The 23,102-nt window shown below is 63.8% G+C and carries 19 protein-coding genes; 10 read left to right on the plus strand and 9 right to left on the minus strand.

What is annotated here, in order from left to right; all coding sequences use genetic code 11:
* Nucleotides 1-264: 264 nt before the first annotated feature.
* Both ACT6QG_RS12805 and ACT6QG_RS12810 read right to left on the minus strand, forming a co-directional pair.
* Nucleotides 265-1,452, minus strand: coding sequence for a L,D-transpeptidase family protein (locus ACT6QG_RS12805; protein WP_444977955.1), 1,188 nt, complete (start codon nucleotides 1,450-1,452; stop codon nucleotides 265-267).
* A gap of 372 nt (nucleotides 1,453-1,824) precedes the next feature.
* Nucleotides 1,825-2,778, minus strand: coding sequence for an acetyl-CoA carboxylase carboxyltransferase subunit alpha (locus ACT6QG_RS12810; RefSeq protein ID WP_444977956.1), 954 nt, complete (start codon nucleotides 2,776-2,778; stop codon nucleotides 1,825-1,827).
* A 265-nt stretch (nucleotides 2,779-3,043) separates the two neighbouring features.
* Between ACT6QG_RS12810 and ACT6QG_RS12815 the strand changes: the two genes are divergently transcribed.
* The 3 genes from ACT6QG_RS12815 (at nucleotide 3,044) to ACT6QG_RS12825 (ending at nucleotide 11,071) form a co-directional block, all read left to right on the plus strand.
* Nucleotides 3,044-4,315 (plus strand): efflux RND transporter periplasmic adaptor subunit, encoded by a 1,272-nt coding sequence (locus ACT6QG_RS12815; protein ID WP_444977957.1) that lies wholly within the window; start codon nucleotides 3,044-3,046, stop codon nucleotides 4,313-4,315.
* A gap of 28 nt (nucleotides 4,316-4,343) precedes the next feature.
* Complete coding sequence (locus tag ACT6QG_RS12820; protein ID WP_444977958.1) at nucleotides 4,344-7,541, plus strand: efflux RND transporter permease subunit; 3,198 nt, start codon at nucleotides 4,344-4,346, stop codon at nucleotides 7,539-7,541.
* 167 nt (nucleotides 7,542-7,708) lie between these two features.
* Nucleotides 7,709-11,071 carry a transglutaminase family protein gene (locus ACT6QG_RS12825; RefSeq protein ID WP_444977959.1) on the plus strand — a complete coding sequence of 1,121 codons (3,363 nt, stop codon included), beginning with the start codon at nucleotides 7,709-7,711 and terminating at the stop codon, nucleotides 11,069-11,071.
* Between the two features lie 48 nt (nucleotides 11,072-11,119).
* On the opposite strand, the gene ACT6QG_RS12830 is transcribed toward ACT6QG_RS12825, so the two are convergent.
* Nucleotides 11,120-12,088 (minus strand): LysR family transcriptional regulator, encoded by a 969-nt coding sequence (locus ACT6QG_RS12830; RefSeq protein ID WP_444977960.1) that lies wholly within the window; start codon nucleotides 12,086-12,088, stop codon nucleotides 11,120-11,122.
* Between the two features lie 56 nt (nucleotides 12,089-12,144).
* Here ACT6QG_RS12830 and ACT6QG_RS12835 point away from each other — a divergent pair, with 56 nt between their 5' ends.
* From ACT6QG_RS12835 to cysW, 3 genes are all read left to right on the plus strand, one after another.
* Nucleotides 12,145-13,128 (plus strand): aldo/keto reductase, encoded by a 984-nt coding sequence (locus ACT6QG_RS12835; protein ID WP_444977961.1) that lies wholly within the window; start codon nucleotides 12,145-12,147, stop codon nucleotides 13,126-13,128.
* A gap of 177 nt (nucleotides 13,129-13,305) precedes the next feature.
* Nucleotides 13,306-14,259, plus strand: coding sequence for a sulfate ABC transporter permease subunit CysT (cysT, locus tag ACT6QG_RS12840; RefSeq protein ID WP_444977962.1), 954 nt, complete (start codon nucleotides 13,306-13,308; stop codon nucleotides 14,257-14,259).
* 2 nt (nucleotides 14,260-14,261) lie between these two features.
* On the plus strand, nucleotides 14,262-15,137 hold the full coding sequence (gene cysW / locus ACT6QG_RS12845; protein ID WP_444977963.1) for a sulfate ABC transporter permease subunit CysW: 876 nt from the start codon (nucleotides 14,262-14,264) through the stop codon (nucleotides 15,135-15,137).
* Nucleotides 15,138-15,376: 239 nt separating this feature from the next.
* Here the strand turns inward: cysW and ACT6QG_RS12850 are convergent, their stop codons facing one another.
* The 4 genes from ACT6QG_RS12850 to ACT6QG_RS12865 form a co-directional block, all read right to left on the minus strand.
* Complete coding sequence (locus tag ACT6QG_RS12850; protein ID WP_444977964.1) at nucleotides 15,377-15,721, minus strand: LapA family protein; 345 nt, start codon at nucleotides 15,719-15,721, stop codon at nucleotides 15,377-15,379.
* 6 nt (nucleotides 15,722-15,727) lie between these two features.
* Complete coding sequence (gene ihfB / locus ACT6QG_RS12855; RefSeq protein WP_444977965.1) at nucleotides 15,728-16,012, minus strand: integration host factor subunit beta; 285 nt, start codon at nucleotides 16,010-16,012, stop codon at nucleotides 15,728-15,730.
* 96 nt (nucleotides 16,013-16,108) lie between these two features.
* Nucleotides 16,109-17,080, minus strand: a complete 972-nt coding sequence (gene sppA, locus ACT6QG_RS12860; RefSeq protein ID WP_444977966.1) for a signal peptide peptidase SppA — start codon at nucleotides 17,078-17,080, stop codon at nucleotides 16,109-16,111.
* A 114-nt stretch (nucleotides 17,081-17,194) separates the two neighbouring features.
* Nucleotides 17,195-17,638 carry an NUDIX domain-containing protein gene (locus tag ACT6QG_RS12865; RefSeq protein ID WP_444977967.1) on the minus strand — a complete coding sequence of 148 codons (444 nt, stop codon included), beginning with the start codon at nucleotides 17,636-17,638 and terminating at the stop codon, nucleotides 17,195-17,197.
* Nucleotides 17,639-17,767: 129 nt separating this feature from the next.
* Here ACT6QG_RS12865 and ACT6QG_RS12870 point away from each other — a divergent pair, with 129 nt between their 5' ends.
* The 4 genes from ACT6QG_RS12870 (at nucleotide 17,768) to ACT6QG_RS12885 (ending at nucleotide 20,970) form a co-directional block, all read left to right on the plus strand.
* Nucleotides 17,768-18,058 carry a YggT family protein gene (locus ACT6QG_RS12870; RefSeq protein WP_444977968.1) on the plus strand — a complete coding sequence of 97 codons (291 nt, stop codon included), beginning with the start codon at nucleotides 17,768-17,770 and terminating at the stop codon, nucleotides 18,056-18,058.
* Between the two features lie 4 nt (nucleotides 18,059-18,062).
* Nucleotides 18,063-18,404: a DUF167 family protein gene (locus ACT6QG_RS12875; protein WP_444977969.1), complete on the plus strand. Its 342-nt coding sequence runs from the start codon at nucleotides 18,063-18,065 to the stop codon at nucleotides 18,402-18,404.
* 363 nt (nucleotides 18,405-18,767) lie between these two features.
* The gene (locus tag ACT6QG_RS12880) at nucleotides 18,768-19,322 is read left to right on the plus strand and encodes a hypothetical protein (protein WP_444977970.1); all 555 of its coding nucleotides are present in this window, start codon (nucleotides 18,768-18,770) and stop codon (nucleotides 19,320-19,322) included.
* 199 nt (nucleotides 19,323-19,521) lie between these two features.
* Nucleotides 19,522-20,970, plus strand: coding sequence for a DHA2 family efflux MFS transporter permease subunit (locus tag ACT6QG_RS12885; RefSeq protein WP_444977971.1), 1,449 nt, complete (start codon nucleotides 19,522-19,524; stop codon nucleotides 20,968-20,970).
* Nucleotides 20,971-21,130: 160 nt separating this feature from the next.
* Here the strand turns inward: ACT6QG_RS12885 and ACT6QG_RS12890 are convergent, their stop codons facing one another.
* Both ACT6QG_RS12890 and ACT6QG_RS12895 read right to left on the minus strand, forming a co-directional pair.
* Complete coding sequence (locus ACT6QG_RS12890; protein ID WP_444977972.1) at nucleotides 21,131-21,865, minus strand: RlmE family RNA methyltransferase; 735 nt, start codon at nucleotides 21,863-21,865, stop codon at nucleotides 21,131-21,133.
* The gene (locus ACT6QG_RS12895; protein ID WP_444977973.1) at nucleotides 21,862-23,031 is read right to left on the minus strand and encodes a Ppx/GppA phosphatase family protein; all 1,170 of its coding nucleotides are present in this window, start codon (nucleotides 23,029-23,031) and stop codon (nucleotides 21,862-21,864) included. The genes ACT6QG_RS12890 and ACT6QG_RS12895 overlap by 4 nt, the downstream gene beginning before the upstream one ends.
* Between the last annotated feature and the right edge of the window lie 71 nt (nucleotides 23,032-23,102).

Consider the following 23,102-nt stretch of genomic DNA (forward strand, 5'->3'; position numbering starts at 1 on the left):
CCGGTTTTTTGTGCCTGCATCTGTCTGCCTTGCTTCTGCGCGCGGTGAGCTGACAGGTCAGCCCCCACACGCCTGCTCCCGTTCGGGAATGGCCTCTCCATGGCCGCGCCTCACCGCAAGCCGGGCGCCCCGGTTCCCGGCTCAGCCGCCGGCTGCTGCCCGCCCCGACACCTCGCAATATCCAGACATGAAAAAGCCGGCAGACCCTGCTGGCCGCCGGCTCGATTCCTGGAAAGATCTGCCCCGCCTGCTCGGGTCAGCAGGTCAGAAACTGCCTGTCGTCATTCCGTCATCACGCTGCACGGCCGATGGCGGCGGCACGGGAGACATGGTGACACTGCCCGCATCGGGTTCCGAGGCCTGCGGGGGCGCGGCGGCCCGCATCGCTTCTGATGGCGGCGGCGTCACCAGCGGCACGAGCACCTCTTCCTCGCTCACCACTTCGCTCAGCTGGGCATCCGCGCTGTCCACACCGCCCCCCGGCGGGCGCACGGTATCGGGAATGGTGCCGGGCGCCGGGGCATAGGCCACGGCTGAAGAGCGCCCTTCACGCCGCTTGATCTCCTCCAGGAAGACCGGATGCATGCCGCCATCGCGACCCGTCCGCACCGGTGCGAGGGGAGAGGACGGGGAAAGGGCGGCGATCTGCGCATTGTCGCGCTGGGTCTTGCTGGCGACAGCCGAGGCGATGGCCGGAGGCACCTGATAGCTCGGGCACGGGGCATCCGCCTCAAAGCGCTGGCCAAAGCTGGCTTCGGCATTGAACACATATTTGTAGCCGCACGCATTCACCTTCGGCACCTGCCGGGTCACGGCAAAGTGGTCATAACCCTCCTTCAGGTTCCGCCAGAAGGGCATGTTCGGGTTCTTGCGGTGCTTGGCCATGTTCTGCGCTGTCATGCGGAACGGATAGGCCTGCACCTGGAAGGAGCGCTGCCCGCCCGCAAAACTCTCGCGCGCCAGAGAGAAGATCTCGGAGATCTGCTCATCCGTCATCGCATAGCAGCCGGCGGAGGAGCAGTCGCCATGCACCATCAGGAAGTCACCGGTGCGGCCATGCGCCTTGTCGAAGGCGTTGGGAAAGCCGAGATTGAAGGACAGATAATAGCTGGAGCGCGGATTCATCTGCCCGGGGGTGATATTGTAGAAACCTTCCGGGGCCTGCCTGTCCCCCACCTTCTTCTTGGGGCCAAGCTCGCCGGACCAGCGGCAGATGGGATAGGTCTTGAGCAGCGCATAGCGCCCATCCGCCCCCTGCTTCCACACCTCCAGCTCGGATTCCTGCTTGAAGATCTGCACCAGTATGGGGCTGGCCGGCGCCATGCCCTTCTGCGACATGAGCGAAAGCATCTGCGGGGAGAGCGGCTTGTTTGCCTTGCGGGATACATTGTCGGTCTGGTTACACGCCGCAATGGACAGCGCGGCCACGGCGGCCAGGGCCACCATGCGCATGCGGGACGCTGTTTTCTTCGGTCGGCTCAACGCAGAACTCCCCAGATCCGCACCGTTCAGATGAAAGGACATCCTGATGCCCCGCCTCTTGACGAAACGTTAGCAGGCCGGACGACGAAAAAGCCCGCCACCGTGCCCTCGCCCCTTTCTTCCGGACCGGAGGCCCCGCGCATCTGACCTTTCAAAGGGCAGACGCACCAAGGGCCGAGGAGCGTTGTACCGAGCAAATGGGGGAAATGCGGCCAAGATGCGATGACGATGCGGAACAGGCACAGATCACCTGCATATGCGGCTCGAACTTCACCGTCCGGTTAATGAAAGCTTAACAAAAAGCGGCGCCTCACCGGACGCCGCCTTCCTTGCCAGATCAACTCACAGCTTGCGGCCAATGGCGAGGAACTTCTCGCGCCGCGCCTTGCGCAATGCAGGGCCATCCATGCCGGCCATCTGCTCCAGAGCGGTCTGGATGGCATCGCCCACCGCCTCCACGGCCGCATGGGGGTCGCGATGGGCACCGCCCATCGGCTCCTTCACGATGGCATCGATCACGCCGAACTTCAGCAGATCCTGAGCGGTGATCTTCATATTGGTGGCGGCGTCCTGCGCCTTGGTGGTATCGCGCCAGAGAATGGAGGCCGCGCCTTCCGGCGAGATGACGCTGTAGATGGAATGCTCCATCATCAGCACCTTGTTGGCGGTGGCGATGGCAATCGCCCCGCCCGAGCCGCCCTCGCCGATGATGACGGACACATTCGGCACGCTCAGCCCCAGGCAGGTATCGGTGGAACGGGCGATGGCCTCGGCCTGCCCGCGCTCTTCCGCGCCGATTCCCGGATAGGCGCCGGCCGTATCCACCAGCGAGATGACCGGCAGGCCGAAGCGGTCTGCCAGCTCCATCAGGCGCACGGCCTTGCGGTAGCCTTCCGGGCGGGCCATGCCGAAATTGTGCTTGATGCGGGTCTGGGTGGTGGAACCCTTCTCATGGCCGATCACACAGACCGCCTCACCGCGGAAACGCGCGAAGCCGCCGATGATCGCCTCATCCTCACCGAACTTGCGGTCGCCCGCCAGAGGGGTGAACTCCTCGAACAGGCCCTTGGCGAAGGCATCGAAATGCGGGCGCAGCGGATGGCGCGCCACCAGGGTCTTCTGCCAGGGGGTCAGGTTGGCATAGAGGGAGGCGAGCGCATCGCGGGCCTTGCCTTCCAGACGCTGGATATCATCGCGGATGGCGACGCTGTCCCCGGAGACTGAAAGGCCACGCAATTCCTCGACCTTGGCCTCGAGTTCGGCGACCGGCTTCTCGAAGTCCAGATAGCTGCGCATGCTGTTCCGTAAAGTTCAGATGATGAGCCGCAGGCCCATCCAGAGAGTTGGCTGGAAGCTGCCCCCACAGTGACAGCAAGTCAAGGCAGAACCGTGTCACCTGACGTCAACTCATCCATTCAGCCCCTTGCGCACCCGTATGCGGTACCATGGTGCGCGCCATGTGGCACATAATGCATAGGGCCGGTCATGGACTTCCCCCCATGCGTTCACTAGGATCGCGCACCTTCCCGTCGCGGATGAACCGCAGCATATGAGGATCAGCATGACAGGATCCGAGGGGGCTCTTGTCCATTTGCTCCACAGGAACGCAAAACGGATTGGCCGGTCCTGCGCTTTGGCGGCAGCCGTTTTTCTTGCGGCCTGCCAGGAAGAGAACAGCTATGTCCCGCCTCCTCCGCCTGAAGTGACCGTTGCTCCGGTTCTGAGCCAGAAGGTCACGCGCTATGTCGATTTCACCGGCAATACGGCATCCATCAATGCGGTTGATCTGAATGCCCGCGTGCAGGGCTTCCTGCGGAAGATCAACTATACAGACGGCCAGTATGTGAAGAAGGGAACAGTCCTGTTCGTGATCGAGCAGGACAATTACAAGGCCGATGTGGAGCAGGCGGAAGCCAATCTTGCCGCCCGGCAGGCCGATCAGGTTCAGGCCGAGGCCGAATTCTACCGCCAGAATCAGCTCGCCGCGCGGGACTTCTCGTCCCAGTCCGTTCTGGATGTCGCACGGGCCAAGCGCGCCTCCTCCATCGCCAATACCCTGAACGCGAAGGCCGCGCTGGAGCTGGCCCGCATCCAGCTTGGATATACCGAGGTGACGGCCCCCTTCGATGGCATCGTCACCGCCCATCTTCAGGATGTCGGGGCGCTGGTGGGCTATGGCGGCCCGACCAAGCTGGCCAGCATCATTCAGGTGAAGCCGATCTATGTCTGGTTCACCCTGAACGAGCAGCAGGCCCTGCGCATTCACGACCATCTGGAACTGGAGGGCACGGCCCTTGCCACGCTGCGCGAGAATCCCGGCGTCGTTCAGGTACAGGTGGGCCTGCAAACCGAGCAGGGATACCCCCATACCGGCAAGCTGGATTATATCGCCCCGCAGGTGGACCCCAATCTGGGCACGCTGAGCGTGCGCGCCTTGCTGGAAAATGCGGACCAGGCCCTGCTTCCCGGGCTGTTCGCCCGGGTCCGTATCCCGGTCGGTGCGGCAAGGGACACGCTTCTGGTCCCGGATGCGATCCTCAGCAACAACCAGATGGGCTTCTATCTGCTCACCGTTGATGAGGAGAATGTGGTCTCGCAGACACCGGTCACCCTCGGCCAGCTCCAGAGCAACGGGCTGCGCGCCATAGAGAGCGGCCTGAAGGCGGGGGATCGGGTGGTCATTTCCGGCATCCAGCGCGCCGTGCCCGGCTCGAAGATCACCCCCAAGCCGGGCGAGATCACAGGCACGGCCCCCATCATCGTGCCTGCGCCGGGCGCCGCATTGCCCCTGCAGATCAATACGCCCGCCGCTCCGGCTCCGGCCGGGAACTGACCCGCATGCAGAACGTCAGGCAGCGGCCATGATCTCACGCTTCTTCATCGAGCGACCGGTTCTCGCAAACGTTCTGGCGCTGGTCATCGTGCTGATCGGTGCCGTGTCGATCATGCGCCTGCCCATCGCGCAATATCCCAATGTGGTGCCCCCCACCGTCACCGTCACCACCCTGTATCCCGGCGCCTCCGCCAAGACCATGGTGGATACGGTCGCCCTGCCGATCGAGCAGCAGGTGAACGGCGTTCAGGACATGCTCTACATGCAGTCCTGGTCCGCATCGGATGGCACCTATACGCTGGTTGTCACCTTCGCCATCGGCACGGACCCCAACATGGCGCAGGTGCTGGTGCAGAACCGGGTGAACACCGCCCTGCCCTCCCTGCCACAGGCCGTGCAGATACAGGGCGTGACGGTGCTGCAGAAGGGCACCTCCATCCTCCAGTTCGTCAGCCTCACCTCGCCGGACAAGCGCTATGACGGACTGTTCCTGAACAATTACGCGGTCATCAACCTCCAGAACGAACTGGCGCGGATCGAGGGGGTCGGCAGCGTCTCGGTATTCGGCGCCGGCTCCTACGCCATGCGCATCTGGATGGACCCGGACCGGATGCAGACCGTCGGCCTCACGCCCACGGATGTCGCCAACGCCATACGCAAGCAGAGCCAGATCGTCACCGCCGGCCAGCTCGGCATTCCGCCATCGCCATCAAACGCCAACTTCCAGTATACGCTGAACATTGTGGGCCGTCTGGATGATGTTTCCCAATATGAGAACATCATCGTCAAGGTCGATAATGACGATGGCGGGCGCATTGTGCGCGTGCGCGACATCGCCCGGGTCGAGCTGGGTTCGCAAAGCTATTCCCACAATTTCTCCCAGCTCAACAAGCCTGCCGCGGGCATCGGCATCTTCCTGCTGCCCGATGCCAACGCCCTTTCCACCTCCACTTTGGTGAAGGCCAAGATGGATGAGCTGGCCAAGCGCTTCCCCGAAGGGCTGGCCTATAATGTGCCCTTCGATACCACCCAGTTCGTGGAAGCCTCGGTGAACGAGGTTTATGTCACGCTGGCGGAAGCGGCGGCCCTGGTGCTGGTTGTCATCCTGATCTTCCTGCAGGACTGGCGCGCGACACTGGTGCCCGCCACCACCATTCCGGTGACCATCGTCGGCGCGTTTGCCGCCATGTATTTCATGGGCTTCACCATCAATCTCTCGACATTGTTCGCCATCGTGCTGGCGATCGGCATCGTGGTGGATGACGCCATCGTCATCGTCGAGGGCGTATCACGCCACATGGAGGAGGGGCTCTCCAGCCGGCGGGCCGCCGAAAAGGCCATGGATGAGCTGTTTGGGCCCATTGTCGGCATCACGCTGGTGCTGATGTCGGTGTTCCTGCCCGCATCCTTCATTCCCGGCCTGACGGGTGAGATGTTCCGCCAGTTCGCGCTGGTGATTGCCGCCACGGCGCTTCTGTCGGCCATCTGCGCGGTCACGCTCAGCCCCACCCAGTGCGGCCTGTGGCTGCGCAAGCCGGTGCCGCCGGAAAAGCGCAACATCATCTTCCGCGCCTTCAATGCCTGCTACAATGTGGCGGAGCGCTGGTATGTGCGGCTGGTGACCCACATGGTGCGCCATGCCAGGATCATGGTGCTGGTGGCCCTGACCCTGATGGGGCTGGCCATGTATGGCCTGACCCGCGTGCCCACATCCTTCCTGCCGCTGGAAGACCAGGGCTATGTCCTCGTCGGCGCCCAGCTTCCCGATGGCGCGAATGTGCAGCGCACGGAGAATGTGATCTCGCAGATCACCGATATCGTCATGGACATTCCCGGTGTGGAGGTGGCGTTCGGCATCAGCGGCATTTCGGTGCTGGACAACAATGCCTCGCTCGCCAATGCCGGCGTGGTCTATGTCACGCTCAAGCCCTGGAGCGAGCGCTACGCCACCACCGGGCAGGGCCTGCGCGACATCTACCAGAACATGAACAAGGCCCTGAAGGCGGTGGAGAGCGCCCAGACACTGGTGATCGTGCCGCCCTCCATCCAGGGCATCGGCAATGCCTCCGGCTTCACCATGCAGCCGCAGATCCGCAGTGACAATTTCGACTATCAGCTTCTCCAGCAGGTGACGGATTCCATCGTCGACAAGGCGAATGCCCAGTCCGCGCTCCAGCATGTCTCCACGTCCTTCCGCGCCAGTGCGCCGCAGATCGATGTGGAAGTGAACCGCGTGATGGCCGAGACGCTGGGCGTGACGGTGGACCAGATCTTCACCACCATCTCCTCCTATCTGGGCTCCACCTATGTGAACCAGATCAACCGCTACGGCCATGTGTTCCAGGTTTATATCCAGGCCGAGTCGCAGTACCGCGTCACCGCCCAGAACCTGATGGCGCTGAAGGTGCGCACGCCGCAGGGCACCATGGTGCCGATCGGCAGCATGATCGATGTGAAGATGGTGCAGGGACCCCCGCTCATCTCGCTCTACAATCTCTACCCCTCCGCCACCATCGTTGGCGGCGCGGCCACCGGATACTCCTCCGGACAGGCCATGGACCTGATGGCGCAGATCGCCGATGCCACCCTGCCCCCGGGCACGGGTTTCGCATGGACCGCCATGTCCTATCAGGAAGAGGTGGTCGGCAATCAGATCTACTATGTGTTCGGTCTGGCGATCCTGCTGGTCTATCTGGTGCTGGCGGGCCAGTATGAAAGCTGGATTCAGCCGCTCAGCGTCATCCTTGCGGTGCCGCTGGCCCTTCTGGGCACGGTGATCGCGCTCACGGCGCTGGTCAGCTCCGGCCTGTCGAACAATCTCTATACGCAGATCGGGCTTGTGCTGCTCATCGCGCTCGCGGCGAAGAATGCGATTCTGATCGTCGAATATGCACGCGAGCAGCATGCGGAGGGCAAGAGCATCGAGGAATCGGCGGAGGAGGCGGCGCGCCTGCGTTTCCGGCCCATTCTGATGACCTCCTTTGCCTTCATTCTCGGCATGCTTCCGCTGGTGTTCGCCACCGGGGCGGGCGCCTCCTCGCGGATCTCGATCGGCGTCACGGTGGTGTCGGGCATGCTGGCCTCGACCTGCCTTGCCGTACTGTTCGTGCCATCCTTCTATACGGTGCTGCAACGGCTGGACAATCGCCTGCGGGGCAAGAGTGACGAGCCGCCCCACACACCGGCACCGGAGGAGAAAGCGGCCATTCCGCCCGCCTCGGCATGAGGCAATGGGCATCCGCGAGTGCCAGAAGGGATCGACCTAAGGCGGTATCTGCCTGTTTTGGAGGCAGATACCGCCTGAAAGACGTGCTTTGGACACACGCCCGGCTTGTCTAATTTTGGCGCATCAGCCTTGGGTCACATCCGTGACCCGCCGGATGAGGTGCCAGCATGTCCATCCTTGCCAGTCTGCGTCATGTCACCCGCTATCGCTATGAACGCCCGGTGTCGCTTGGTCCGCAGACAGTCCGCCTGCGTCCCGCCCCGCACAGCCGCACCGAAATTCCCGCCTATGCGCTGAAGATCAGCCCCCGGGACCATTTCATCAACTGGCAGCAGGATCCGTTCGGAAACTGGCTGGCGCGCATCGTCTTTCCCGAGAAGGTGGACGAGTTCGCGATTGATGTGGACCTGCTGGCCAAGCTTGATGTGATCAATCCGTTCGACTTCTTCGTCGAGGAATATGCGGAGGATTTCCCCTTCGCCTATGCCGAGGACCTGAAGGCCGAGCTTGCGCCCTATCTGGAACTGGAGCGCGAAGGCCCGCTCTTTCATGCCTTCCTGAAATCCATCCCCCGCGAGAAGACCCGGATCGTCGATTTTCTCGTCGGGCTCAACCAGCGGCTCCAGCACGAGATCGGCTACGTCATCCGCATGGAGCCGGGCGTGCAGACGCCGGAGGAGACGCTGGCCAGACGCCTCGGCTCCTGCCGTGATACCGGCTGGCTGCTGGTGCAGCTTCTGCGCCATCTGGGCCTGGCAGCGCGCTTCACCTCCGGCTATCTCATCCAGCTCAAGCCGGATGTGAAATCACTGGACGGCCCCTCCGGCACGGATGTCGATTTCTGCGACCTGCACGCCTGGTGCGAGGTCTATGTGCCCGGCGCGGGCTGGATCGGCCTTGATCCGACATCCGGCCTGCTGTGCGGGGAAGGCCATATTCCGCTGGCCGCCACCCCGCATTATCGCTCCGCCGCGCCCATTTCCGGCTATCTCAATGAAAAGGCTGAGACGGAATTCGCCTTCGAGATGCATGTGGCCCGCGTCGCGGAAGCCCCGCGCGTGACCTATCCCTTCTCCGACGAGACATGGACCGCGCTGGATGCTCTTGGCCACAGGGTGGATGAGGATCTGAAGGCGCAGGATGTGCGCCTCACCATGGGCGGTGAGCCGACCTTCGTTTCCATCGATGACTATCAGGCCGCGGAATGGAACACCGAGGCGATGGGGCCGCACAAGCGCGCCCGGGCGGATGATCTGATCCGCCGCCTGCGCCGGCGCTTCTCGGCCGAGGGGGTGCTGCATTATGGCCAGGGCAAATGGTATCCCGGCGAAACCCTGCCGCGCTGGTCGTTCGACCTCTTCTGGCGCAAGGATGGCCAGCCCCTCTGGCGGCGTGAGGACCTGATCGCCCCCGAGGACAAGGACCTTGGCGTGACCCCCCAGGATGCGGAGCGCTTCTGCAAGGCCATCGCCGAAAAGCTTGCGGTGGGGGCCGAGCATGTGCAGCCCGCCTATGAGGACAATATCTACTATATGTGGAAGGAGCAGTGCCTTCCGGAGAACATCTCCCCCGGTGATCCGCGCATCGCCGACGAGGTGGAGCGGCGCATGCTGGCGCGCACCTTCAATCAGGGGCTTGCCAATGCCACCGGCTCGGTCCTGCCCCTGCAAAGGGTCTGGACCCCGGCAGGCAGCGTGTGGCGTTCCGACCACTGGACCTTCAGGCGCGACTATCTCTTCCTCATTCCCGGTGAAAGCCCCATGGGCTATCGCCTGCCGCTGGAATCCCTCGCCTATCTGGCCCCCACACGCTACCCCTTCACCAGTCCGCTTGATCCGTTCGAGCCGCGCGGCCCGCTGCCGGATGCCGAGGAGCTGGCCGGGCGCTACAGGGCCCATCCGGTGGAGCGCACACCCGCCGCCCCGCGCATCGTGCCCCGCGAGACCGGGATTCATGCCCAGGCGCTGATCCGCGATTATCTTGCGCGCAACGCCCAGCAGATCGACGCGATGCAGACCCGCACCGCCCTGTGTGTGGAGCCGCGCGGCGGCCGCCTGTGCATCTTCCTGCCGCCTCTGGAAACGCTGGAGGATTATGTCGACCTGATTGCCGCCATCGAACAGGTGGCGATCGAGATGAACATGCCGGTGCATCTGGAGGGCTATCCCCCGCCCTTCGATCCGCGCCTGAACCTGATCCGCATCGCGCCGGACCCGGGGGTTCTGGAGGTGAATGTCCACCCCTCCAACAGCTGGGCCGGCTGTGTGGACATCACCCGCATTCTCTATGAGGAAGCGCGCCTTGCCCGGCTGGGCACGGAAAAGTTCATGGTCGATGGCCGCCACACCGGCACCGGCGGCGGCAACCATGTGGTGGTGGGGGGCGAAACCCCGGCCGACAGTCCCTTCCTGCGCCGGCCGGACCTGCTGAAGAGTCTGCTGCTCTACTGGCAACGCCACCCCTCGCTCTCCTACATGTTCGCCGGCCTGTTCATCGGCCCCACCTCCCAGCATCCACGCATTGATGAGGCGCGGCATGACAGCCTGTATGAGCTGGAAATCGCCTTTTCCATGATTGGCGGGCCAGCCGGTCCACCCGTCGCGCCATGGCTGGTGGACCGCATGCTGCGCAACCTGCTGGTGGATGTGACAGGCAACACCCACCGCACGGAAATCTCCATCGACAAGCTCTACTCGCCCGATGGGCCGACGGGCCGTCTGGGCCTGGTGGAGTTCCGCTGCTTCGAGATGCCGCCGGACTGGCGCATGAGCCTTGCCCAGCAATTGCTGCTGCGCGCGCTCATCGCCCGCCTCTGGAAAGAGCCGGTGGATGGAAAATGCAGCCGCTGGGGCACCACCCTGAACGACCGCTTCATGCTGCCGCATTATGTCTGGGCCGATTTTCTGGATGTGCTTCAGGACCTTGGCGATGCCGGCTACGCGTTCGACCCCGAATGGTTCCGCGCGCAATATGAGTTCCGCTTCCCCGCTTTCGGCACGGTGCAGCATGCGGGCGTGGACCTTGAGGTGCGGCAGGCGCTGGAATGCTGGAATGTGCTGGGCGAGGAAGGTGTCGCTGGCGGCACCGCGCGCTATGTGGATTCCTCTGTCGAGCGGTTGCAGGTGCAGGTGGAGGGCTTCAACCCCAACCGCCATGTCATCACCTGCAATGGCCGGCAGGTGCCCATGGCCTTTACCGGGCGCAACGGCACCTATGTCGCGGGGGTGCGCTACAAGGCGTGGCAGCCATGGTCGGGCCTGCACCCCACTATTCCGGTGCATACACCACTGGTGTTCGACATTATCGACACATGGAGCAACCGCTCGCGCGGGGGCTGCGTCTATCATGTCGCCCATCCCGGCGGGCGCAGCTATGACACCTTCCCGGTGAATGCCTATGAGGCGGAGGCCCGTCGCCTTGCCCGCTTCCAGAATGACGGCCACACGCCCGGCATCGTGCATGTGAGGCCGGAGCGGGGGCCGGATGAGTTCCCCACCACGCTGGACCTGCGCCGTCCCGCGGGGGTGTGAACTGCGGATGTGTGAAGACAAGGCTGGCCGGAGCATTTCCGGCCAGCCTCATTCGGGATGCTCCGTCCCGCTCAGCAGCGCACGATGAGTGGAAAACAGCTCCGCCAGATAATCCGCCACCACGCGAATGCGGCGGGAGTGGGCGAGATCGGCATGGATCACCAGCCAGATCTGCTGATCGACACCCAGATCTTCCGCAACGCATGCAAGCCCGGCCCGGCGCGCCAGAAAGTGGGGCACCACCGCAAGGCCAATGCCCGCCTGCGCGGCGGAAAGCTGGGCCGAAAGCGTGCTGGTCATCAATGCCAGAGGCCGCCCGCGCAGGGCGCGCTCCATCCATTGGGCCGCAGGCAGGTGGCCATATTGTTCCACCCAGCCGATGAAACGTTCATCTGCAAGCGGGACAGAACCCCCATCGGCCCTGCGTCGCGCCACATAATCCGGCGCGCCATATAGCCCGAACCCAAGACGACCCAAACGGCGCAACACCACATTGCCGCGCTGTGGCTTCACCATGCGCACGGCCAGATCGGCATCCCGGCGATGCAGGTTCACGGCGCCCACATCGCTCACCACCTCCAGCGTGAGATCCGGATGCTGCCGCAGCAATGGGGGAAGCGCCGGGATGATCAGCGGATTGGCGAGATTCTCGGCCGTCGCCAGCCGCACCCGCCCGGCGACACCCTGATGCAGGCCGCGATCGCCAAAGGCATGGCCCGCCTGCTCCAGAACTTCGGCCCGCGCCAACAGGGCTTCGCCTTCATCGGTCAGCCTGTAGCCGGTCTGGTGGCGCGTGAAGAGCGCCACGCCCAGCCCGTGTTCCAGCCGGCTGATGCGGCGGGAAACCGTGGCCAGCCCGGTGCGCAATTGCTCCGCCGCACCCGAAAGCGTGCCCGTGCGGGCAATGGCGAGAAACACGCGCGCATCATCCCAGGACACCTGATCCGATGTCCGGCCTTCATCATCCCATTTTCCATTATCGGAAAACGGATTGTCGCTCTTCGGTCTGTGCTTCATCACAAGAGGGAAGCATCATCCCTCAGATCCGGCAAGTTCACAGCATGGGGAATGACATGGAACACCGCACTTTGGGGCATGGGCTGAATGTCTCGGCGCTTGGCCTCGGCTGCATGGGCATGAGCGAATTCTATGGTCCGCGCGATGACACGCAATCCCTTGCCGTTCTGGATCGCGCGGTCGAGCGCGGCATCACGTTTCTGGACACGGCGGACATGTATGGCCCGCATCACAATGAGGAGCTGATCGGCCATTTCCTCGCGACCCGCCACCCTGAACTGAAGATCGCCACCAAGTTCGGCATTGTGCGTGCGCCCGGTGAATATCGGCGCACCATAGACAACAGCCCGGATTATATCCGTCGTGCCTGTGAGGGCTCGCTGCGCCGGCTGGGGATCGAGCAGATCGACCTTTATTACGTGCATCGGCTGGATGCCGGCACGCCTGTCGAGGAGACGATGTCCACCCTCGCCGCCCTGAAGCAGGAGGGCAAGATTGCCCATATCGGCCTGTGTGAGGTGAATGCACAGACGCTGCGGCGCGCTCACGCCGTACACCCCGTCACGGCTCTTCAAACCGAATATTCACTCTGGACCCGCGAGGTGGAGCACGACATCCTTCCCACCTGCCGGGAGTTGGGCATCGGCTTTGTTGCCTATTCGCCGCTCGGGCGCGGGTTCCTCACCGGGCGCTTCCAGCAGGATGCGGCGTTTGAGGCGGGAGATTTCCGCACCGCCCTGCCGCGTTTCTCCGGCGAGAATCTGGAAACCAACCGCAAGCTGGTCGATGTGATCGGGGCACTCGCCCGCGAGAAGGGGGCGACGCCTGCACAAATTGCATTGGCATGGCTGCTGGCGCAGGGCGAGGACATTGTGCCCATCCCCGGCACAAAGCGCCTCGCCTATCTCGACGAAAACTGCGCCGCCACCACAATCACCCTCCACGCTGATGAGCTGGAAAGCCTGCAGAAAGCGATTTCAGCCCTGCCCGTGGCTGGCGCGCGCTACACCGAGGAAGGCATGAAAGGGCTGGATAGCTGAGAGCGGTTCCTCCCGAAAGTGGTGGCGCCGGACCTGCGCCGGCACCACAATCAACAGATCTGTGATGTTTAAAGGCACGATTTCACATTTCGCCTGACATTGCATTGCAAAACAGGCATAAGGGGAGCCTTGACCCTTTCATGATGCCGATGCGCGTCCCCCAGAGCCAAGCGTTCCATGCCAACTGCCGCCGCAGCCACCCTTTCTTCCGCATCCGGAGTTGCCGGGCCTGAACGCGCCTTTCGCGACCGGAACGGGCAGAGTGATGCGCGGATTCCCGAAGCCGGACGCGGGCCGCGCAAGGTGCGCCCGCGCCGCATTCTGCCGGGCTTTCGCCTCTCCCTCGGGCTGACTCTGTTCTATCTGGCGCTCATCGTGCTGCTGCCCATCGCGACCCTTCTGCTGAAATCGGCGGATGTGGGGCTGATGCGCTATTTCCAGATCATCACCTCGCCGCGCACGCTGGCCTCGTTCCAGATCACCTTTGGCGCGGCAGCCGTGGCCACCGTGTTCAACATGATTTACGGGCTGGCGCTGGCCTGGGTTCTGGTGCGTTACAATTTTCCCGGAAGGCGCCTGCTGGATGCGCTGGTGGATGTGCCCTTCGCCCTGCCCACGGCCGTTGCCGGACTGGCCTTGACGGCCCTGTTCGCCAAGAATGGCTGGTATGGCGCACCGCTGGCCTCATGGGGCATCGAGGTGGCCTATGCCCCGGCCGGCATTGCCTGCGCCATGGCCTTCACCTCCATTCCCTTCGTGGTGCGCACGGTGCAGCCGGTGCTTGAGGATCTGGAACCGGAGCTTGAGGAAGCGGCGGCCAGCCTTGGCGCATCCGACCTGCGGATTTTCCGCACTGTCATTTTCCCGGCGCTGTTCCCGGCCTTTCTGGCGGGCACCTCCCTGTCCTTCGCCCGCTCGCTGGGGGAATTCGGCGCGGTGGTGTTCATTGCCGGCAACCAGCCCTTCCGCACGGAGGTTGTCTCGCTGCTCACCTTCATCCGGCTGGAGGAATATGATTATGCGGCAGCCGCGGCCATTGCCACCACATTGCTCATCATCTCCTTCCTCATGCTGCTGCTGGTGAACCTGATCCAGGCCTGGCACCAGCGCATCGCCATTCGGGAGGCATGAGCATGAGCCAGCATCGCCCCAAACGCACCCGCGTGCGCGTGGGAGACCACCCGCTCACCCGCCGCCTCATCATCTGGGCCGTTCTGGCGGTTACGGCGGTCATCCTGATCGGCCCGCTGGCCGTGATCTTCGCGGAAGCCTTTCGCGGCGGTATCGGCACCTATCTGGAAGCACTCGCCCGACCCGATACGCTCTATGCCACCGGCCTCACCCTGTTCGTCGCCCTCATATGCGTGCCGATCAATGTGGTGTTCGGCATTGCCGTGGCCTGGACGGTGACGAAATTCAGCTTTCCCGGCCGCAATCTGCTTCTGGCCGTGGTGGAATTGCCCTTCTCCATTTCACCCATTGTCGCGGGTGTCGCCTATCTCTTCGTCTTTGGCGCGCAGGGCTTGCTGGGGCCCTATTTTCTGGAACATGGCATCAAGATCCTGTTCGCGGTTCCCGGCATCATTCTGGCCAGCCTGTTCGTCACCGCTCCATTCGTGGTGCGCGAGCTGGTTCCGCTGATGATGGCACAGGGGCGTGATGCCGAGGAAGCGGCTGTAACCCTCGGGGCAACCGGCTTTCAGGTGCTCCGCCTTGTCACCCTGCCGAATGTGAGCCTCGCCCTGCTCTATGGCGCGGCGCTCTGCAATGCGCGGGTGATGGGGGAATTTGGCGCGGTTTCGGTCGTTTCCGGCAATATTCGCGGCCAGACCTCCACATTGCCCCTGCAAATCGAGCTGCTGTATCAGGACAGTCAGGTCATCGCGGCCTTTGCCGCCGCCACCTTGCTGGTGGGCGTTGCCCTGTTCACGCTGATCGCGAAATTCCTGATCGAGCGGGCGCAGGCCAAGCGCCATGAGATCAAGACCGTGGACATTCTGGACGGCTGAGCCCGCCCGGCCTTTTCTGCCCGGCCCGCGCCTCCTGCGGTGCAGACAGCGTTACCAGCAGGTCCGCATGGCCTGCTTCCACGGGCAAGGCCGCCGCCATCCCTTCATGCCATCCATACCGAAAAACGACCGCATCGCGGTGGCGATATGTGGCGAGCAGGCAGCCCCGTCAGGCCGGGCCCTGCACATCATGCGGATGAACGGCATGCCAGCCGGGGAATCTGCCGGAAAGGGTCCGCTCAGTTGCGCGGGGTGGGCAGTGTCAGTGCCGCAACGGTGGCCGCGCCGGACTTGCGACGGATTTCCGCCTGCCGGGCCTCTTCCTTGCGCACATCCTTGCGGTGCTCCCGCGCCTCCTTGCGGAAGCGATGATGACGCAGCCAGGTGACGCCGCTGCCCAGCAGCACCCCCACGATCAGGGATGCGAACACCACCGCGAACAAGGGCATGTTCACGGCCAGAGAGGGCGCATCCGCTGAAAAGGGATCAAAAGATACGGTCACCATCCGCCGGTTGGCCACGGCCAGTGCCAGAATGATGATGCACAGCGGCAGGCCGATCACGATGGAGAGGACGCGGCTCACGACGCCTCACTCCCCTTCATTGAGACGCTCGCGCATCTCCTTGCCGGTCTTGAAATAGGGGACGACCTTCTCGTCCACATCCACCTGCTTCCCGGTGCGCGGATTGCGTCCCACGCGGGCCTCGCGCTTCTTGACGGAAAAAGCACCAAAGCCGCGCAGTTCCACCCTGTCTCCCCGCTCCAGCGCAGACACGATCTGCTCCAGGATCGCGTTGACGATATTCTCGACATCCCTCTGGTAAAGGTGGGGGTTAGCCTCCGCAATCTTCTGCACGAGCTCGGATTTGATCATGCTGGCCCCTCTTCTCTCACATTTGCCCGGCCTGGGCTTATGAGAACCCTGGTTGAAGGCGATTATCCACCATGCACAAGGGCTTACGTTTTCCTATCACATATCCGGGTGAGGGTGCCAGAGGGCCAGAAGACCGTCAAGCTGGTTCCGCTCCAGCGCGCCCTGCGCCGCCCCGGCCAGCAGATGGCCCAGCTGGGGCAGCCCGATGGCGTTCATGAACCCCACGATACCCGCCCTCATGAAACCGATCTGGTTATCAATGCCTCCGGGATTCCAGGTGCGCACCTTGAGATCCTCCGAGACATTCCTGTTCTTCGCGAGCCATGCGCGCGCGGTACGCTCATCGCCGATTTCATCCACCAGCTTCAGACCCAGCCCCTGATGGCCGGTGAAGACACGCCCGTCGGCAACGAAATCGAGCTCCGCGCCCTCGATCCTGCGCCGTTCGCTCACCAGCCCCTTGAACCAGCCATAGCTGTCCTTCACCAGCGAATCGATGGCATTGCGGGCCGCCGGCGTGGGCACGGAGAAGGGGTTGGGCTCCGCCTTCAGCGGGGAGGACTTGATCTCCTCCATGGAGACGCCCACCGTCTTCATCAGTTCCGTCACATTCGGAAACTGGTAGATCACGCCGATCGAGCCGACGAGGCCATTGCGGCGCGCCACGATATGGTCCGCCCCCAAAGCGGCGATATAGGCGCCGGAGGCCGCAACCCCCTCCACCACCGCCACCACCGGCTTCTCCTCGGAAAGACGGCGCAGCGCATCATAGAGCTGCTCGGAGCCGGTGACCGTGCCGCCCGGGCTGTTGATCGACAGGATGACCGCCTGCGCATTGGACTTGCGGATACGCTCCAGCATCTCCACCCGCTCGCGGTCATTGCGGATGACGCCGCCAATGGGAACGCGCGCCACATGGGCCGCGCTCTCGGGCACCAGATCCTCACGCCATGCAAAGACTGTGGTGACGAGGGCCAGCACCACGACCACCACGCCCAGCATGCGCCAGAAAGCGAGCTTGCGCCGCAAACGACGGCGCTCAACAATCTCATCGGCGTCAAAAGACATGGGCAATTATCCTGTTCTGCCCCGCGAGATAAACGGGCTCAAGCACAGTTGGCAAGTTTTCCCGCCGCTTTTCCCGCCGCACTTTTGTCTCCGGGGCGGCAGGGAAGATGCGGCTTACCATAGGTCCGCTGGCGCGTGTGCACCCGTCACTTCCGCCAGACGGCGACGGGTGGCCGGGGTAATGTCCTGCGGCAAGGCATCAAGGGCGAACAGTCCCGCCTCCCTGATCTCCAGCCCTTTCGGCGGCGGAACGGACGGCGGCGTGCAGGTGCAGCGATAGCACAGGACATGATCCCGCCCGCCCAGCTTCGGGTTGAAGAACAGCCCGTGCAGCACAAGCGCACCCTCCACCACCGCGCCCGTTTCCTCCAGCAACTCGCGACGGGCGGCCTGCGGCGCGGTTTCCCCGGCATCCACCCCGCCCCCGGGCAGATGCCAGCCCGGCGTATAGCCATGGCGCACCAGCATGATGCGGCCGGTCTCATCAAAGGCCATCACCCGAACGCCCAGGGTGAGCCCATGGCGCAGGCGCCGGAACAGGGACACAAACGGCAACATGACACCACTCCTCCCGCTCACCCCCCTGCCTTCAGGCCGATGACAAGGTTCGCTCATTCTATGGTCTTGTTCAGGCCCCTTTCAAAAGGCTATGTGCTTGGTGAAGATTCGCCCCCGAGGATCCCCAAGATGCGCGCACTGCTCGACGTCGTTCTGATTGTTCTCAATCTTTATGTATGGGTGCTCATTGCCAGTGCCGTCCTCTCCTGGCTCCTCGCCTTCAATGTGGTGAATCCCTACAACAAGTTCGTGCACAGCGTGGGCGAGTTCATCTACCGCATCACCGAGCCGGTTCTGGCACCGGTGCGCAACATTCTGCCCAGCCTTGGCGGGCTGGACCTCTCCCCGGTGGTGGTGATCCTCATCATCTTCTTCATCCAGCGGGTGATTACCTATTACATCTATCCGGCCGTGTTCTGAGGCCGTGAGTTTCTGGAGACCGGCGACCAGCGGCATAGAGGTCTTCGTCCGCGCCACACCCAAGGGCGGGCGCGATGCCATAGACGGACCGGTGGTCCTCTCCGATGGGCGCGAAGTGCTGAAAGTGCGTGTGCGCGCGGCGCCGGAAGACGGGGCCGCCACGGCTGCCGTGGGCAAGGTTCTGGCACAGGCCGCCGGTGTCCCGCCCTCCCGCGTCACGCTCGTTGCGGGGGCGACCGCCCGGCTCAAGACCTTCCATATCGAGGGCGACAGTGCCCAGCTTGGCATGGCGCTGGCGGCCGCCAATGCCTCCCCTGCCGGCAGGAAAAGCCCGAAAACGCGCTGAGGTTGCACTGAAGTTGCCCTCGGCATCCCCCCTCATTTCTCCGCAAAAGCGAGCAGAAATGAATCGCGCGGCGAGTCACATCCCCTGTCATCGGGCTTCGAAAGGGGATTTTCAGGCAGATTCATGCTTGTCCAGTGGGGATTATCCCGGTTAATACACATAACCCGCAATTATGATTAACGAGTTACTAACCCTTGCGATGCCTCAATATTGCGGCCGGTCAAAACCATGGCCAAGCTCTATAGGACGTGCAGTTGTCTTTGAAATCGGATCGCAAGACGGTAAAAGAAAAATGATCGTGTGGTCCGGCCAGCTCTGGCAGACCATGCACCATGATTTCCCTGAAGAGGGTGGAGTTGCGTAATGGCGAATCCGCGCGTGTATGTTTATCAGTTCGCCACGGGGGCGCAGTGGGCTGCAGGTGACAGCGTGGAGAGCTATCTCCGCCGGTTGCTCGATGTCGACTTTACACAGTCTCTCCGTGCAGACCGGCTGGCTGCTCTGACAGGTTTTCTGGATGAGGCTTTCCAGCTTGCCCATTCCCTGGGCTGGAGCGGAACCTCGCGGGAATCCCCGCAGATGTTCTCCCTGCCCGGCATGCCGGTAGATGAGGAAATCTACATGGTGGCCTGGGAGCAGGAAGATGGCGTCGCCTATATCGCCTCTCCCTTCCCGCTGCCCTGGCTGGATGCCAAGGCCTCCCGCACCACGGATTCCAGCCGTGCGGTTCTGGTCGAGGACAATCGTGGCCCGGCAACCCCTGTGGGTCGCCCCCAGCCGCTGGAAGTCAATCCGGCCCACGCCCGGGAGGACGCCCGCGACCCTTTCGCTGATTTCATGCGCCGTGATGACGCCACGCGCATGACTCGCGAGCCCGGCGCGATCTCCGAGGAAGACGGCTCCCGCCGCTTCTTCTGAGAAGTCTGCCCGCAATGCGGGCAAGACAACCGGATGGCCAAGCCGTCACACCCAAATGCGTGCCCTTGTGGCGCGCATTTTTCTTTTGGAACACGCATCAGGGCGCCGCATCCCGCGGCCGTCGGCCAAACCTGCCCGCCGGCCCTTCAATGATGCGCCAATCTGGCCTACACAGGGCTCTCACCGACAGGATATCCCGGTGCCGCGCCTTTCCCTGCCCCAGCACGTTCTCATTCCGCTCATCGTCGCCTGCGCCCTGTTCATGGAGCAGGTGGATTCGACCGTGCTCGCCACCTCCCTGCCCGCCATTGCGGCAGACATGAATGAAGACCCGGTCTCGCTGAAGCTGGCGCTCACATCCTATCTGCTCTCGCTCGCGGTGTTCATTCCGGCCAGCGGCTGGGCGGCAGACAGGTTTGGCGCGCGCACGGTGTTCCGTACCGCCATCGTCGTGTTCACGCTGGGCTCTGTCCTGTGCGGGCTGTCCACATCCCTGCTGGATTTCGTCATCTACCGCATCATCCAGGGCATGGGCGGGGCGATGATGGTGCCGGTGGGGCGGCTTGTCATCCTGCGCGCCGTGCCCAAGTCCGAGCTTGTCTCGGCACTGGCCTGGCTCACCATTCCGGCCTTGCTGGGGCCGGTGTTCGGCCCGCCTCTCGGCGGTTTCATCACCACCTATTTCGACTGGCGGCTGATCTTTTTCATCAATCTGCCCATCGGCATACTGGGCGTATTCCTCGCCTCCCGTTTCATCGAGAATATCCGTGAGGAGGATGTGCCGCCGCTGGACCTGCGCGGCCTCATCCTCTCCGGGGCCGGGCTGGCGGGGCTGGTCTTCGGCTTTGCGGTTCTGGGACAGACCATCATTCCCCAGTGGGCCGCCATGCTGGCCATGGCCATGGGCGCCCTGTGCCTGATGCTTTATGTGCGCCATGCCCATGCAACGCCCCATGCCATTCTGGACCTGAAGCTGCTGCGCTATGCCAGCTTTCGCGCCGGTGTGGTGGGCGGGGCGCTGTTCCGCGTGGGCGTGGGCGCGGTGCCCTTTCTCCTGCCGCTGATGCTGCAACTGTCTTTCGGCCTGTCCGCCTTCGCCTCCGGCATGCTCACCTTCGCCGCTGCGGCCGGAGCCATGCTGATGAAGTTCACCGCCGCCCCCATTCTGGAGCGGCTGGGATACAAGCGTGTTCTGGTGGTGAATGCGGTTCTGGCAACCGGCTTTCTGGCCGCCAATGCCGCCTTCACGCCGTTCACGCCCTATTGGGCCATCATCATGGTGCTGCTGGTGGGCGGCTTCCTGCGCTCGCTCCAGTTCACCGCCCTGAACGCCCTGACCTATGCCGAGGTGCGCCCGCAGGAGATGAGCCACGCCACCTCCTTTGCCAGTGTGCTCCAGCAGGTGTCCCTGTCCATGGGCGTGGCCTTTTCCGGTTTTGTGCTGGAGATCATGCAGGAGAGCAAGGGCACGCAACAGCTCCAGCAGGATGATTTCGTGGTGGCCTTCATCATGGTGGCGCTGGTGAGCGTGGCCAGCGTGCTCTTCTTCCTGCGCATGCCCGCCAATGCGGGCGAGGAACTGCTGCACAGGAAGAAAAGCGCCGCCGAGCTTGCCCCAGATCCGCGCCATGGCAGTGATCCGCACTAGCAACAGATCCACCTAGCGACAGATCCACCGGCACCACTCCCGCGCATGGGGCGGACATGCAAAGGGCGTTTCCCGCAACAAGGCTGGAAACGCCCCTGACACTTCCGGCGCATTTATGCCCCGGCTTTCACCGGATCTGCGGCTTCAGCACCGATGCGCCTCAACCCTGCCCGGCCGATTCGCCGCTTTCTGCATCACTCTGCCCGGCCCGGCCGCGATAGCCTGTCGCCAGCACATAAAGCTCCGATGAATCAGCCCGGCTGGCTGCGGGCTTGATATGCTTCACCACCGCGAAATCCCGCTTCAGGTCGGTCAGCAGCTCGCCTTCCGTGCCGCCCTGCAGCACCTTGGCCAGAAAGGCTCCACCCGGCGCGAGCACCTGCCGGGCAAAATCCACGGCCAGCTCCACCAGCGCGACAATGCGCAGATGGTCTGTCTTCTTGTGGCCTGTGGCATTGGCCGCCATGTCCGACATCACAAGATCCGCCGGGCCGTCCAGCATCTCCAGCAGGCGGGCGGGGGCGCTGTTGTCCAGAAAGTCCATCTGCGCGAAGATCACGCCGGGGATCGGCTCCATCTCCAGCAGATCGATACCGACAATCTTGCCGTGGCCTTCCTCAAGCCCGATCTTCTTGGCCGCCACCTGGCTCCAGCCCCCGGGGGCCGCGCCCAGATCCACCACCCGCATGCCCCGCCGCAGCAGATGGGCCTTCTCGTCCATCTCCAGCAGCTTGAAGGCCGCGCGCGAACGCCAGCCCTCGCGCCGGGCACGCACGACATAAGGATCGTTGAGCTGGCGTTGCAGCCATTTCTGCTGCGAGGTGGTGCGCCCGCGCGCTGTCTTGACCCGGACCTTCAGCGGGCGTCCGTCACTCCCGCGCGACGCTGTGCTCACGCCTTTACCTCGCCATGTGTTGGTGTCTCGTGCGCGGAGCCCTGCGGGCGCCGCCATGCGCCATCCGCACGCATCAGCTGCACCAGCATGCCTTCACGCAACCCGCGATCCGCAACCCGCAACCGTTCCGCCGGGAAGACCGCGCGAATGGCTTCCATGATCGCGCAACCGGCCAGCACCAGATCGGCGCGCTGGGCACCGATGCAGGGATTGGACACGCGCTCGTCAAAGGACATATCCATCAACCGGTCGATCACGCCTTCCACATCATGGGTGCGCAGCCATGCTCCATCTACCCGCATGCGGTCATAACGCTCAAGCCCCAGATGGATGCCGGCCACTGTGGTGACCGTGCCGGAGGTGCCGAGAAGATGGATGCGGTCACACCGCCGCACGCCCCATTCCTCGCGCACGCCTTCCAGCATGCCGCGCACCTCAAGCACCATGCGCCGGAACACATCGCGGGAAACCCGCTCTCCGCCATAACGCTCCGAAAGCGAGACGACGCCAACCGGCAGCGAGACCCATGAGCGCACCCGCGCCCGTGGCGGGCCATCATCCCCCGCGCCGCGCCGGCCGAGCCAGACCACTTCCGTGGAGCCGCCGCCAATATCGAACAGCACCGCCCCTTCGCTGTGCGGGTCCACCAGCGGTGCGCACCCGGCGGCGGCAAGCCCGGCCTCCGTGCGGCGGTCCACCACTTCCAGCACCAGCCCGGTGCGTTTCTGCACCTGGGCGCAGAACTCCTCGCCATTGCCGGCAGAGCGGCAGGCTTCGGTGGCAATGATGCGCGCCCGCGTGACGCCGCGCATATGCATCTTGGAGGCGCAGATATCCAGGGCCACTGTCGCGCGGGCCATCGCCTCATCGCACAGCCGTCCGGAATTGGTCAGCCCCTCACCCAGCCGCACGATTCGCGAGAAGGCATCCACCACTCGGAACCCGCGCGATGTGGGGCGCGCCACCAGCAGGCGGCAATTGTTGGTCCCAAGATCGATAGCCGCGTAAATAGGGCTGGCGCTGACCTGCGCCGATGGGGCGGGCCTGTTGCCGCGCCGCCACCGTGGTCGTGTCGGGCCACGCTCCTCACCGGTACAGACCGTACCTGCTTCTGCGCGGCACGACGGCTCCGGGTCCGGCTTGGGCCCGTGTGCCTCGTCCCTCATCTTCATTCCCTCGCCGCAAGGCGAAACACGCGCTCAAACCCGTTGCGAGTGCCACGAACAGGCTGCGCCTT

It is taken from the genome of Haloleucobacter ellipsoideus, from assembly GCF_052491725.1.

Excerpts from the sequence above, each read along its gene's own strand:
- ACT6QG_RS12805 (WP_444977955.1), bottom strand. The coding sequence starts at position 1,452 with ATGCGCATGGTGGCCCTGGCCGCCGTGGCCGCGCTGTCCATTGCGGCG.
- ACT6QG_RS12810 (WP_444977956.1), bottom strand. The coding sequence starts at position 2,778 with ATGCGCAGCTATCTGGACTTCGAGAAGCCGGTCGCCGAACTCGAGGCC.
- ACT6QG_RS12815 (WP_444977957.1), top strand. The coding sequence starts at position 3,044 with ATGACAGGATCCGAGGGGGCTCTTGTCCATTTGCTCCACAGGAACGCA.
- ACT6QG_RS12820 (WP_444977958.1), top strand. The coding sequence starts at position 4,344 with ATGATCTCACGCTTCTTCATCGAGCGACCGGTTCTCGCAAACGTTCTG.
- ACT6QG_RS12825 (WP_444977959.1), top strand. The coding sequence starts at position 7,709 with ATGTCCATCCTTGCCAGTCTGCGTCATGTCACCCGCTATCGCTATGAA.
- ACT6QG_RS12830 (WP_444977960.1), bottom strand. The coding sequence starts at position 12,088 with ATGAAGCACAGACCGAAGAGCGACAATCCGTTTTCCGATAATGGAAAA.
- ACT6QG_RS12835 (WP_444977961.1), top strand. The coding sequence starts at position 12,145 with ATGGAACACCGCACTTTGGGGCATGGGCTGAATGTCTCGGCGCTTGGC.
- cysT (WP_444977962.1), top strand. The coding sequence starts at position 13,306 with ATGCCAACTGCCGCCGCAGCCACCCTTTCTTCCGCATCCGGAGTTGCC.
- cysW (WP_444977963.1), top strand. The coding sequence starts at position 14,262 with ATGAGCCAGCATCGCCCCAAACGCACCCGCGTGCGCGTGGGAGACCAC.
- ihfB (WP_444977965.1), bottom strand. The coding sequence starts at position 16,012 with ATGATCAAATCCGAGCTCGTGCAGAAGATTGCGGAGGCTAACCCCCAC.
- sppA (WP_444977966.1), bottom strand. The coding sequence starts at position 17,080 with ATGTCTTTTGACGCCGATGAGATTGTTGAGCGCCGTCGTTTGCGGCGC.
- ACT6QG_RS12865 (WP_444977967.1), bottom strand. The coding sequence starts at position 17,638 with ATGTTGCCGTTTGTGTCCCTGTTCCGGCGCCTGCGCCATGGGCTCACC.
- ACT6QG_RS12870 (WP_444977968.1), top strand. The coding sequence starts at position 17,768 with ATGCGCGCACTGCTCGACGTCGTTCTGATTGTTCTCAATCTTTATGTA.
- ACT6QG_RS12880 (WP_444977970.1), top strand. The coding sequence starts at position 18,768 with ATGGCGAATCCGCGCGTGTATGTTTATCAGTTCGCCACGGGGGCGCAG.
- ACT6QG_RS12895 (WP_444977973.1), bottom strand. The coding sequence starts at position 23,031 with ATGAGGGACGAGGCACACGGGCCCAAGCCGGACCCGGAGCCGTCGTGC.